Origin of the sequence: Mesorhizobium sp. L103C119B0, assembly GCF_000502235.1 — a bacterium.
GTDB lineage: Bacteria > Pseudomonadota > Alphaproteobacteria > Rhizobiales > Rhizobiaceae > Mesorhizobium.
Window position 1 is genome coordinate 1 of record NZ_AYXE01000040.1, and the last position, 11,260, is coordinate 11,260.

13 protein-coding genes are annotated in these 11,260 nt (G+C 57.2%); 5 read left to right on the plus strand and 8 right to left on the minus strand.

All coding sequences use genetic code 11. From position 1 onward, the window contains the following. Window positions 1–614 precede the first annotated feature (614 nt). The 6 genes from X728_RS137445 to X728_RS137425 form a co-directional block, all read right to left on the minus strand. A complete protein-coding gene (locus tag X728_RS137445) occupies window positions 615–1,478 on the minus strand; it encodes an alpha/beta hydrolase (protein ID WP_348625656.1) in 864 nt (287 codons plus the stop codon). A 345-nt stretch (window positions 1,479–1,823) separates the two neighbouring features. Beyond that, window positions 1,824–2,228, minus strand: a complete 405-nt coding sequence (locus tag X728_RS0136650) for a hypothetical protein (protein WP_023833225.1) — start codon at window positions 2,226–2,228, stop codon at window positions 1,824–1,826. A 212-nt stretch (window positions 2,229–2,440) separates the two neighbouring features. Beyond that, on the minus strand, window positions 2,441–3,901 hold the full coding sequence (locus tag X728_RS137440) for a hypothetical protein (protein WP_023833226.1): 1,461 nt from the start codon (window positions 3,899–3,901) through the stop codon (window positions 2,441–2,443). Window positions 3,902–4,008: 107 nt separating this feature from the next. Further along, the gene (locus X728_RS137435; RefSeq protein ID WP_023833227.1) at window positions 4,009–4,437 is read right to left on the minus strand and encodes a hypothetical protein; all 429 of its coding nucleotides are present in this window, start codon (window positions 4,435–4,437) and stop codon (window positions 4,009–4,011) included. Window positions 4,438–4,620: 183 nt separating this feature from the next. Beyond that, the gene (locus X728_RS1000000170745; RefSeq protein ID WP_155924056.1) at window positions 4,621–5,064 is read right to left on the minus strand and encodes a DUF5681 domain-containing protein; all 444 of its coding nucleotides are present in this window, start codon (window positions 5,062–5,064) and stop codon (window positions 4,621–4,623) included. 415 nt (window positions 5,065–5,479) lie between these two features. After that, window positions 5,480–6,862 carry a DNA modification methylase gene (locus tag X728_RS137425; protein ID WP_023833229.1) on the minus strand — a complete coding sequence of 461 codons (1,383 nt, stop codon included), beginning with the start codon at window positions 6,860–6,862 and terminating at the stop codon, window positions 5,480–5,482. 663 nt (window positions 6,863–7,525) lie between these two features. Here X728_RS137425 and X728_RS1000000170750 point away from each other — a divergent pair. The 3 genes from X728_RS1000000170750 (at window position 7,526) to X728_RS1000000170755 (ending at window position 8,585) form a co-directional block, all read left to right on the plus strand. Then, the gene (locus tag X728_RS1000000170750; RefSeq protein ID WP_023833232.1) at window positions 7,526–7,729 is read left to right on the plus strand and encodes a hypothetical protein; all 204 of its coding nucleotides are present in this window, start codon (window positions 7,526–7,528) and stop codon (window positions 7,727–7,729) included. 7 nt (window positions 7,730–7,736) lie between these two features. Next, on the plus strand, window positions 7,737–8,078 hold the full coding sequence (locus X728_RS137415) for a hypothetical protein (protein WP_023833233.1): 342 nt from the start codon (window positions 7,737–7,739) through the stop codon (window positions 8,076–8,078). A 183-nt stretch (window positions 8,079–8,261) separates the two neighbouring features. Continuing rightward, window positions 8,262–8,585 (plus strand): hypothetical protein, encoded by a 324-nt coding sequence (locus X728_RS1000000170755; RefSeq protein ID WP_155924057.1) that lies wholly within the window; start codon window positions 8,262–8,264, stop codon window positions 8,583–8,585. 334 nt (window positions 8,586–8,919) lie between these two features. On the opposite strand, the gene X728_RS137410 is transcribed toward X728_RS1000000170755, so the two are convergent. Beyond that, entirely contained in the window at window positions 8,920–9,261 is a 342-nt protein-coding gene (locus X728_RS137410) for a DnaJ domain-containing protein (RefSeq protein WP_023833234.1), read from the minus strand. 1,122 nt (window positions 9,262–10,383) lie between these two features. After that, on the minus strand, window positions 10,384–10,557 hold the full coding sequence (locus X728_RS1000000170760; RefSeq protein ID WP_023833236.1) for a hypothetical protein: 174 nt from the start codon (window positions 10,555–10,557) through the stop codon (window positions 10,384–10,386). A gap of 300 nt (window positions 10,558–10,857) precedes the next feature. Here X728_RS1000000170760 and X728_RS1000000169845 point away from each other — a divergent pair, with 300 nt between their 5' ends. Beyond that, window positions 10,858–10,992, plus strand: a complete 135-nt coding sequence (locus X728_RS1000000169845) for a glycosyl hydrolase 108 family protein (protein WP_245266234.1) — start codon at window positions 10,858–10,860, stop codon at window positions 10,990–10,992. 54 nt (window positions 10,993–11,046) lie between these two features. Further along, window positions 11,047–11,154 carry a DUF1515 domain-containing protein gene (locus X728_RS1000000169850; RefSeq protein ID WP_023737299.1) on the plus strand — a complete coding sequence of 36 codons (108 nt, stop codon included), beginning with the start codon at window positions 11,047–11,049 and terminating at the stop codon, window positions 11,152–11,154. The last annotated feature ends 106 nt before the right edge of the window (window positions 11,155–11,260 follow it).

Consider the following 11,260-nt stretch of genomic DNA (forward strand, 5'->3'; position numbering starts at 1 on the left):
TGTTCTTTGTCCCGCTCTCCTGCGGCGACACGCCATTGCCCAGTTTGAAACAACCAAAGAGACAATCAGGACAGGCCGGCGATATTTCGATGAGGGGCTTTCGCCATTAGTTAGCGCAGCTCATAGGGGGTGCTGCATCCGTCGCGGCGGGCACAGGTTTAGCCGGCGCGATGAGCCCCAGTTCTGCGGCCGCCAAAGTCATCGCCGTGGCGCTAATCAGATGGTGGGGACGAAAGGCAATGGTTGCAGGAGTCTTGTCCGGGTTCATGACGAATGCCTCGCACATTTCAGTTGGGGGCGATCGGCGCTTCGGCGCGCCGGTCACCAGCTATTGCACCAAGGTATCGGTCATACTTTTGGATTGGTTCGACGCCTGATTGCGAAACGCAATGTGCGGGTGTCGGCGCTGGAGCCGGGCCACACCCCGCGCGCAGATGTCTGGCCTTTAGAATTCGGTTTCGCGACGTGACGTCAGCGCAGCGGGTGTCGAGGCGCCCGCTGCGCTTTCAGTTCTGCAATGCCAGGTCGCGCTATGATCGCGACGATCTGCCTGACGCCTCGGCAGGTTCCTGTTGGCCGGGAGGAAGCGCCCTACCTGCCCCCGCTGCCAGATGTCATTTGGCGGCTTCGACCGCTTCCAGAATGACCGCGGCTACTTCTTTTGGGTGCGACAGCATTGGGACATGGCTGGACGCAATGGTTTTGACATGGGCGTTCATGGTCTTCGCGCTGTCTGCAAGCAGCTTGGGATCGATCATCTGGTCATTCTTGGTGACCACTGCCCAGCTCGGTTTCGACTTCCAAGCCGCCGTCGTCACCTTCTCGTCGAAGTTCCCACCGCGCACTGGGCCTTGTGTGACCGCGATCAGATTGGACTCCGCCTTCGGAACATCCGGAGCGAAGTATTTGGCGATATCGTCGTGCGACAGCGTCAGAAAGCCCCCGGCATCAACCTGCGGGTGCGCCAATCCGGGCGGGGTCGGGTAGTTTTTGTTGAGATCGGACGTCGACTGCCCATCGCCAGGAGAGAAAGCGGCGACATAGACCAACGCCTTGACGTGGTCGTCATTGCCGGCCTGGGTAATAACGGTCCCTGCCCAGGAATGGCCGACCAGAATGACAGGGCCTTTTTGCTGCGCGATGGCGCGCTGCGTGGCGGCCACGTCGTCGGCAAGCGAGGTCAGCGGATTTTGAACCGCGACAACGTTCAGGCCCTTTGCCTGAAGCAGTGGAATGACTTTGTTCCAAGACGAGCCGTCGGCGAATGCGCCATGGACAAGAACGACTGTTGTCGGGGCAGTCTGCGCCAGCGCCGGTGTCGAACCGCCGGCGGCAGCCAGGAGCGTGGCTGCTGCAAACATCCCGATGCCTGCTCGCCGAATGCCAAGCTTTGAGATGGCAATCCTTATCATGACCTCTCTCCTTTTCATTTGCTTATGATGCCCAGACAGATGCCCGTTCAAAAAACGAAGTGCCATTGCACGTTGGTATAGGCTATACTTTTGGATTGGGCCTGACAGGCGCGCCTTGGACGTGCCAATGAGCATTGCCCCATCGCGCGCGCAGCAGATTGCAATCATTTGTCGAGCTTGTTGCCGGAGGAATATCGCCAAAAAATAGTGATTGCCTAACGACACCCGATCGTGGCGCGGAGCTACTCGGTGACGCGCTCCGCCTTGGCCAAATCACTTGGGCTTGGCAGAAAGGCAGCACCTGCATTGCCTCATGACAGGAAACCTGCGGGGAGGCGAAAGACGAAAGCCTGAAGGCTGAAAGGCAGCTTCCTACTCGTGACGCCTTGGAACCAGTCCCGAGGGTAATGTCTAGTTGTGATCGTCCGGCACGATGAAAGGCATAGAGGGCCGGTAATGGCTGTCTTTCCTGATCACGAGGTCGGCGTGCGGAGTCTGAAAGGCTGCGCGCACCAGCTCAATCCGTCTTTTCGTTCTAATTCTCGGATCTGCGTAAACGATGGCGCGAGTCTCGTTGAGGGAGTACACTACCCGGCCCCGAGGCCAAACCTCATATTCGGTTTGCAGCAATAAAGTGCTGAGGTTTCGGGCGCGCAGCCAGATCGGACCGCGCTTTTTCATCGCTTCCCAGTAATCATAGTGCCCGCCCGGATGGGTGAGCAACTCGCCGTAATGTTCTGCATCAGCAAGTCCGATGGTGTCGGCCAAGATCGCATCAAGGCCGTTGCGGTCGACAACGATCCAGAAGAAACCCACATATGCCGCTGGATCGCTACCGGGGCGGTGTACTGGTGGCTGTCGTGTTGTCAAAGACCACACCTAAAAAGGCGGTTAATCGCAGTGACGGCTAGAGGGGCCGTTGAGGACGCTACGCAAGTCGCTTGCGTTACGGCAGAAGTCAAGTCCGGCACCCGAACCAGACGGTTCCGGTGGTCGTGAGAGACTACAATGAGCTCCAGCAGATGCAGTCACGTTTTCGGCCGAAAGCGATCCAATCTGCTAGGCCTAGGCGCAATTCGCCGGAAGACCGGGTTAGTGACACCCGTAGGCTCCGAGCTAGTCAGCCACTGCAAATATTGCGTGAGCGCATCGACCTGGTCGTTGTTTGAGCCATAGGGAAACGCAGTGAGCTCATCTAAGAAATCGCTGGTTCCAGGCATGCCTCCAACAATGTGAACGTACTGGCCAGCGATTTTGCCCATCACAACGTCGAGACGCGCCTCTTTCGAAAGTCCGCCTGTGTTGATGTCAATGACATTTGCGCCGCGAATTCTGAGTTCCCCCGCGATTGAAATGCCTGTCGAGGTTGCCTCAATGAGGTGTCGAGTGGGCTGATACCGTTCGTTAAGCGCAAGGGCGAGCTCCTTTAGCGCGAGATATCCCAGACGCACGCGACTTATGTGTTTGAGATAGCTTACGGCCCCATGCTTCTGAAAGACCAGGCAGACCGAGTAGGATGAACCGGGGTTCGTGCTTGAGGCGCAATCCCAGGAAAAAATCGTCTCGCCGCCTGGCGGAAGGCCTTGGGCAACAGGGAAGTAGGCGGCTTTGAGAACGCCAGACTCGCGCGCGGTTGGGCGCTGTTGATATTGGGTGGCATAAACATGCGGCGCCAGCGTGTCGATTTCCTTGGCAATGATCTCGGGCGTATACCGGCTCGGCTGCAGGACCTCACCTTTTTCACGACGAAACTGAATTCGTCCGCGCGTAATCTCCTCGTCCTGCTCTGCCTTGAATGCGAGATTGAGGTGATCAAACCTGCGGCTTAGAAGATGACCCTGTAAGTCGTCCGGATGGACACGGTGACCGATCGAGATCACCGATTTCGTGGCTGGGTTATTTCCTCGAGTGGAGAAGACGGTCTCGAAGGCGTTGATCACGCTCTCGCGCACTGCTTGGGACTCTGCCTCGTGGGCCGACAACGCGTCGTCGATTATGAGCAGGTCAGCACCTCGTCCTTGCATTCTCGTCCCAAACCCACCGGCCTTCAGGCCACCACCCGCGTTGGTGCGAAAATCCATTATAGCCTGCCGATCTTCGCGGATTTGCTGCCCCGGAAAAATCAGGTTGTATTCCTCGCTTCGCATCATCAAGGCGACCTTCGCGGCTAAGTCTCTGGAGAGGCTGTCGGAATTGGTGCCGAGCATCACTTCTCGCTCAGGGAACGTCCCGAGGTACCAAGCCATGGTGGAGATACCGGTGTAGGACTTCAAATGGCGAGGAGGGAGAGTTATTACGAGGTTGCCATCAGTATGCCGCAAAACCGCATCTTCGATGGCTTGCGCCATGAGGGGTATGTAGGAGAAACGCTCATAGCCAGAGACGGAAACCCTCAGCATGCGTTCGTTGAATGCCCAAAGATATTTGCGGCAAAGCGCGAGAGCGGTTTCCCGATGATCCAACGGTGTACCGTCCTTATTTCCTTGCATGATAAAATGTCCAGTTCGCTGGTTGAAATCCGCTTTAATGAGCGAGGTTCGGCACTTGTGTTGCTGGACGACTGCCTGATGAGCTATCGCAGCAGACGTCTCGCTGCTTAAGCCTCTTCCGGGCCTCTAAAGTTGGGTCCCGTAGCTAGGTAGCTTCTCAGATCAACTATTCTGTTCGGGTCGACTACGAGCGGTTCGATCGTCCCATGGAACTTGCCCCATCCATCATCTATGGGAATCACGGAGGGTGCCGGGTTGCCGGAAGGTTCAAAGATTATCGTCGATCGGATCCATATCGGTTCATATGAATGAAACGGAACTATCTGAAACTCTTTGACGAAGGGTCGGGTGGTTGCGACCCAGTCTGCCAACAACGGAGCCCATACCAGGCAAATCATTCCCCGCGGCCTCGTCCGATCCATGAGGTCGTCAAAATTCTCCAACACGAATTTTGTCGGAAAGCCGCAAATCCGCCGTGCGACCGGATCCATGAAGAACTTCGAAGTAGTGTCGTCCCAAGTCCATGTTCCGTTCATCGTGAACCTCCATTTGCAAAAATTTGGGGTGCCGCTGCTGGTGAAAAGGTTTGTGCGTGCCTGGACGCTTGTCGTGCTTTCACTGGCGCCCGTGAGGCGCAGGGGCCAAACTCTAAGGTCGGCATTGGACGCAATGCGATCCAAGATCTCCGGCGCTTCTCCCGGGCTTTCATTCTTGCGATATCACTCGACATTGCCCGGCTCCTCCGTTGTTGAAGTGTCCTGTGGGTCTCCCGTCGGCCCTTCTTTGACTGCGCCAAACAGGCCCAAAAACTGGTCGAGCAGTTGAGCATCATCATCTCTGGATGCACTGGTGCGTTTTGCATCGGCCTGGAGCTGGAAAAGCTTTGGCAGCAATTCCCGGATCTCTCGCCAAGCCCGAACGTCGCCCTTCATGGCCTTGCCCACGAGCGTTTTTACGATCACAGCACCTTTCGTGAGTTCGACTTCGCGGCCGTTTTCGCGAACGACGACTTTGCGACCGAGTTCGGTTTGAACGTCGCTCGCAAAGTTTTTTCCGGCTTTCTTTGGCCGACCTCTTGGGTTCCCAGTCCGACCCGGTTTAAACTGAGAGTGTTTTGGAGGTTTGCCGTAGCCAACGGCCTCTTCGTCATTGAATTCGTTCATGGCAGCACCGCCTGTCTGGGGGCACTTTGGGTCGGCGAAGAACCGAGCCTCTTCCAGTACGGCGAGGACTCAGCTTTTGCGTGATCCTGATTTCTCATGTTGCTCTCTTTCGGCGAGCCCCATGAACAACCCTGCGAGAGGAGGGAAGGGCGCGCGTTTCCTCGCGCCGCTGCGGCCTCATCAGATGAATTTCAGGGTTTAGAGCCCCAGTTCCGATCACATACCCGTGATAGGCCCAAATTTCTTTGGTTAGGCTCTCCGGCATAGCGTTGGTTCGGTTCATTTGATTTTTCCAGTGCAGGCAAGCGTAGGAAGCGTGGTGCGGGCTGTGCCTCGACAAAGATGCTTCGGATGCAGGCGACAAGCCGACCCTGTGCCGGCCTGCCGCCTAATTCGGGGACCAAGTTTTACGTTGCTAAGAGCGGTCGGACAGCTTTGGTGCTTTAGGGGCCTGGAGGAGCAGGGGAGGTTGTGACCCTCGCTGAGGCTCAGCCTCCGCTTCCACTACCATCTCGACTTCGCCGAAAGTCAGGCCATCGATTGCGCGGATTGCGTCCTTCCCCGTCTCGGCCTGCCAGCGGCGAATTGCCAGGTCGACGAAAGTAGGCTCGATCTCAATTCCGTAACATCGCCTATTTGTGCGTTCTGCGGCGATGAGGGTCGTGCCAGACCCCAGAAACGGGTCAAAGACGATGTCGCCGGGAATGCTGACGTCACGGATGGCATCGCAGACCATCGCGGATGGCTTCACGGTCGGATGCTCGGCAAGCAGGTGTCGCTCTGGTCCCATGACATTGACGCCGCGATAGTGCCAAACGTTCGATCTTGATCTGCCATACTTTCCGAGCTCGATATTATTGCGATGGGGAACCCCGGCCCGTTTGAATATGCCAACCAACTCGTGTTGAGAGCGCAGGAAGCTTCCCATGCCCGGGTTGGTTTTGACCCAGACGGCGATGTTGAGGAGCTCAAGACCTACGGCAGATCCGGCGCCGACAAGAGCGGCGATGGATCGCCAATCCATGCAAACGTAGGCGACTGCGGTCGTAGTCAGTCTGGCGAAAATCTGCTCTAGCGTTGCGGTGAGAAACGACTGGAACTCAGCTTTGCTCATTTCGCCAGACGCCATCGCGAATTCTTTGTGAGATGCCTTGCCGAGGCCTGACACGTGGCCCTGGATGGGAACATTGTAGGGTGGGTCGGTAAAGCAGACCGCCGCGGCCTGACCCTGAAACACCCGGTCCCGCAACGATTGATCCCGAAAGTCGCCACAGGCGAGCCTGTGATCGTTTGGATCGCCGAGAAGCCAAATATCTGCTGGTCGGGACACCGGGATGGTGGAAATCATTCTCGCATCAAGATGCTCAACGATGCCAGGCGCATTATCAAGGACATCGATAGCAGTCTCGATTTCGACGGTTTCGAAGCCTGTGAGGTCGATGTCGTAACCGACCTCAATCAGGTGTTTGAGTTCGGACGCGAGAGTCTTCTTGTCCCATTTTCCATCCTCCGCGAGACGATTTATCGACAAACGAAGAGCGCGTCTGTCGACCTCAGCCAGATGTGAGACGTCGATGGTTAGGAGGTGACTGAGCCCGATCTCGCGAGCGACTTCGAGACGCAGGTGCCCATCGATGATGAAGCCGCCGTTTTCGACAAGCAGCGGTAGCAGTTGGCCGTACTTCCGCATGTGGGCGGATAACTTGCGGCGTTTTTCGCGAGGGTGGTTGCGAGCGGCAAATGGCGATGCACGAAGTTCCGCGATCGCGGTGAGCTGCATTTTGAGGTGATTTGACATTAAGCTTCTCCGTTTGCGCACGGGAGAGGCCCATGGCCGTACGCTATAGTGAGCAGCCGGAAGAATGATCGCGGTTTTTAGAAAATCGTGATCGATTGTTACAGTCGATTTTTGGTCGAGTTGCATTCATGCAACACGACGCTTTTGCGAGACCGAGTTTGGTGCCCTGCGTCGGTTTATCCGGATGGGTAAGCGACAAGCCAAAGCGCGTAAATGGCAACGTGGAACGATCCGGGCGAGCTGCGATCGTGGCGAGCCGTTTGATCAGCCAAATGTTTAGTCTGCCCGCCGGACAATGGATCGCGGCTTTCGACGCCAGCCTTGCGCCGTTGCGGCTGCTGCGGCCGGTGCGGGTGCGGCAGTCTTCGCTCTCGCAAAGCCTGGTGCGGATGCCGCCGACCAGGCTGGCAAGAACGCACAGAAAGTTGGCCTTCAGTTGACGCTTACGGCAGGCTCGAATTCGCGGCCAAGCAAGCTGATGTCGGACAGGAACAACGGACCAGGCACGTCGACATCCGATTCGATCATGGCTCGGCTGTCAGTCGGCGAATTCGTTCTGCAGGCGAAGGCGGTGCGGCGCTTGGGCGTGAATTTCCTTCACGCGTTGAATCAGGGCTGCGCGGCTTCAGCATCGGCGGCTCGGTCGACAACTTCAACAGATCCATGTCGGTCCCGCGCTTTGCCGGCGGTGGCTTCGCGAACGTACCGGAATCGTCTCGGTCGACCGCCAGCAGCCGGACGCCATTCGTGCTGCAACTGCCGAACGGCGCGCAGATCGATGACATGACCATCAGCAATGTCTCGATGCGCCGCCTGCAAACCGAAGCCGTCAGAAGCGGGCTGTTGACGACTGCCGCAAGTCATTGAGGGGCAAATGAGCTTTCCCATCGCCAACAAAGGACCGTTCGAAGACGAGAACAACGAATGGTGTCGGCACGTTGCCGCTACCTTCGTTGAAGGCGTCACCGGCCCAATGCTTGCCTCGCCCGGATGCGATCCAGCGCACGCGGCGGTTGCCCATTTCCAAGGGTTCCTTTGCTGCGCTTTCCAGGATGCGGTCATGCGCGGCGACGGCGCAGACCAGATCACGGCTGACATTCTCGAACAGGTGCGGCCCTTCCTTTCAGCAACAATGAATGGCGATGTCGTCGCCACTGTTGTCGAGAACCCCAAGCCGCTCATGACGGTGCTGACCGGCGGGAAAGAGGGTTCTTGATGACCGCCCATCACCTCGCATTCACTGCTGAGCGCCGTCATTCAGGGGCTGGCCTGGTGGCCGTCCTGACGATGCTTCCGCGTTTTTAGCAAAGAAGGAATTTCTATAAACCGGCCCAATATGATTTCCTGTTAGCCTGTGCTAAATTAGGTAAGGAGAAAATAAAAAAGGGGAGACTGAACAATGTCTACATCACGTCGTGCACTGCTTTCCATGATGAGTGCAACTTTCGCATACGCGGCCCTTTCTGGCATCGCCTCTGCAAAAGGAGGCGGCGGCAAGGGTGGCAAGGGTGGCAAGGATGGCGCGATGGACACTGGTCCCGGCATAGTTCCAGCCAGCGGAACTAGCGTGAAGCAAGTAAAAACTTTCAAATCTTTCCAGGGCAAGGCATGCAATCGCGACTACAAACGGGTTTGCCCATCAACACCGATCGGTAAATGCGATCTCGTAGGCAGGATCAATCAATTGTCACCTGCCTGTAAGGCCTTCGTGATGGCGCACTGAGAAAAGTCAGATAATACATCTCCGCCGGATGAGGCCGAAGCGCTGGCGGCTGCCATCGTCGCATACGATTGACCAGATGCAATTGCGCGTAGTGATGAAACCGCCTTCCCCTCCATAAGCCCCGGCTCATAGAGACCGTTCACCGCTTCCTCGCTCGGCAGGACACCCGGTGTTACGGAACTTCCAAAGCAGAAGTTCCGAACTACGTGGTTTGGTAGCCGTTTTAAGTGGCCCGGCACCGTAGCTGGGCTCCGCCAAGTACGCGCCGGGCCTGGCCGGAAGAAACAGTGATCCCCGGCTCGGTTTGTTTCAGTGGGAAGTATGGTCCAGGAGCCTAATGGTTGGATCCGACCTCGTGCCGGCGTTTTGTGTAAAGCAGCGAGAGCAGCTTGGATTTGAGCTCCGAATCCCGCCCCAAGCCTTTCTTGTTGCCGGCTTCCTCGGTCAACTCGCGACGAAGGCCGGCATGCTCTTTATACGCAACGTCATATTGCGCCCGCTTGACCGGATCTTTAAGCGTATTATGGGCTTCCACCAATTCGCTAAAGCGGGCTTCATCACCAGTCTGTTGATTGTCTGGATGATAGCGCATCGCAAGATAGCGGAATACACGCTCCACTGTTTCCGAGTTGGCGTTTGGGCTGATCTCCAGCGTTTCGTACAGGTCTGCGAACATCGAGAAGTCCCCCGTCGCATATATTGAATTACGCTATTTCCCCGGAGAAAGCATCGGCGCCGGTGAGGCGCGAAAGCAAGCCCGCTTGAACTCGCGAGCCGACCTTTGGCACCAGCTAGGCAGGCTTCTGCAGCAGCGGCTCCGTTCCCTTCGGCCGGCGGTATTTCTTCACCATCTGAACCGTGCCAGCATCGACCATCAGGCGACCAAGCGCCTGGACGGTTACGCAAGGGCGCGCTTTTCAGTTCGGTCGAGAGGGCCTTGTTCTGCACCTACTGCGATCGGGGCGGACCCGTAAGATTGGAGATCCACAAATTGCCGCGGAATTGAAATCTCGCCGCCAAACACCGTGAAGCGGACGGGATGCTGCGCCACGCACCAAACAACAGCAGCCTACCATGGCACAGTGCGCCGAAGAGGCATTAGCCTCTCACTCCGCAAATACTGATTTGAAGGGCATTTTAATAAAATGCCATTCAAATAGTACGCTAGGCTTTCCTCTGCACTGCAATTAACTTTGACCAAACGAAGTAGTGGTGTCGCGCCGGTCATTACTTGCGCGATTGCTAAAATAATGGAACGCTCCCACCCATTGGGGATGGGTCGATGGAAGAAAGCCCAGATAGATTTAGTTGCATTCTCGATCCGGCCGGCGCTTGGATGGTATGGGATGACGTTGCCGACGAGCCCGCAACCTTGGGCGGAAAAATACTTATGGGCTGCACGCGAGAACGCGCCGAGACTGCTCGCGACGTACTCTTGCGCATTTACCAAAATAGGCTAGACGCTCGACCAGCTGGCCGCTCCCCCGCTTAAGACATGTCGCGCTGCCGGTAGCGTCAGACCGCCAGGGAGCATCACGACACCGATTGCGGCGATGTAGAAGGCTACTGCCAAAGCCTATCCACCGCTTGCAGCATGACGGATACGCCGGCCGCGACTGCCGCAAAGCTAGCCCACTTTCACCTGCCGTCCGATGTCCGGCATCATGTCATCTATGCTGTCCTGATGGGAATCGTCGCGGCACGGATACCAAGCCCGGCGGCGAGAAAACTGGAGACGATCGACAGGTAGGGCAAGGCGTCCTTCATTGGGCAGTGTCTCCTTCAAGCGATAAAATAGCTAGTCGACCACTAAGCCATCAACAGGAGTCCACGTCCGGTTGCTGATGAACTCGATTTCGGCGAGGTGCTTACCGGGTCCCGCAACCGCGCATTCCAGCGTCACCGCAAAGCCGGTCTTGGTAGTGAAATCAGCATTGAGGAAGGGCTCGGTGAACGGCGTTATGATGGCCAACGTCCCGCCCTCGATCGCTAACTATCGACAGCGCGTCGGCCGTGCTGGACGGCGCGGTCAGCCTCTCTCGCTCGCCTTCACGTTGCGAAGGATAGACCGCTGGATCGTGAGGCTTTCCGAGATCCTGCGATCTATCTGAAGCGCGAAATCGCGGCGCCCAGAGTAGCACTGGACAGCCGATCTATCGTGCTGCGCCACGTGCCTTCTTTCTCGGTCGCTTCCTAGAGGCAAATAGCGGCATCCCGACCCTCCCGCTTTAAAACGGTGGCAATTTCGCGCGAAAAGAAAGCGCCTGCCAAGGTGCTCACGCGCGAAGGCGGCTATTCAGACAACAAGAAAGACCCTGGTGGCCCAACGATGAAGGGGCGTCCATGGAGGGCGTTCAGCGAGACGCAACCGAGATCCGGCGCGACATTAAACGACAGCGATGCTTGAGCCGCGCTCTCTTACGAGCAATCCGAGCAGCGCCCAGCCGCCAGCCGATCGAAGATGTACGCCAAGACCGACAAGCTGGTGCAGCGTTTTGCCAAGGCTGAAGACGCGGTGAAATCCCTCAGAGAAGACATGACCGGGGTGAGGCGGCCACTGCCGAGGTGACCCGGTGGAAGTTGATGGGCCTCGGCGCATTGGGCTCACTGCATCGCAGCGGCGGCGCTCGCGTCGCTAGTTACGCCCTATTCGTCTATCTGGCGCGAGCTGCGTG

Excerpts from the sequence above, each read along its gene's own strand:
- X728_RS137435 (WP_023833227.1), bottom strand. The coding sequence starts at position 4,437 with ATGAACGGAACATGGACTTGGGACGACACTACTTCGAAGTTCTTCATG.
- X728_RS137425 (WP_023833229.1), bottom strand. The coding sequence starts at position 6,862 with ATGTCAAATCACCTCAAAATGCAGCTCACCGCGATCGCGGAACTTCGT.
- X728_RS137415 (WP_023833233.1), top strand. The coding sequence starts at position 7,737 with ATGAGCTTTCCCATCGCCAACAAAGGACCGTTCGAAGACGAGAACAAC.
- X728_RS137440 (WP_023833226.1), bottom strand. The coding sequence starts at position 3,901 with ATGCAAGGAAATAAGGACGGTACACCGTTGGATCATCGGGAAACCGCT.
- X728_RS137410 (WP_023833234.1), bottom strand. The coding sequence starts at position 9,261 with ATGTTCGCAGACCTGTACGAAACGCTGGAGATCAGCCCAAACGCCAAC.
- X728_RS1000000170745 (WP_155924056.1), bottom strand. The coding sequence starts at position 5,064 with ATGAACGAATTCAATGACGAAGAGGCCGTTGGCTACGGCAAACCTCCA.
- X728_RS137445 (WP_348625656.1), bottom strand. The coding sequence starts at position 1,478 with ATGGCACTTCGTTTTTTGAACGGGCATCTGTCTGGGCATCATAAGCAA.
- X728_RS1000000170755 (WP_155924057.1), top strand. The coding sequence starts at position 8,262 with ATGTCTACATCACGTCGTGCACTGCTTTCCATGATGAGTGCAACTTTC.
- X728_RS1000000169850 (WP_023737299.1), top strand. The coding sequence starts at position 11,047 with ATGTACGCCAAGACCGACAAGCTGGTGCAGCGTTTTGCCAAGGCTGAA.
- X728_RS1000000170750 (WP_023833232.1), top strand. The coding sequence starts at position 7,526 with ATGTCGGTCCCGCGCTTTGCCGGCGGTGGCTTCGCGAACGTACCGGAA.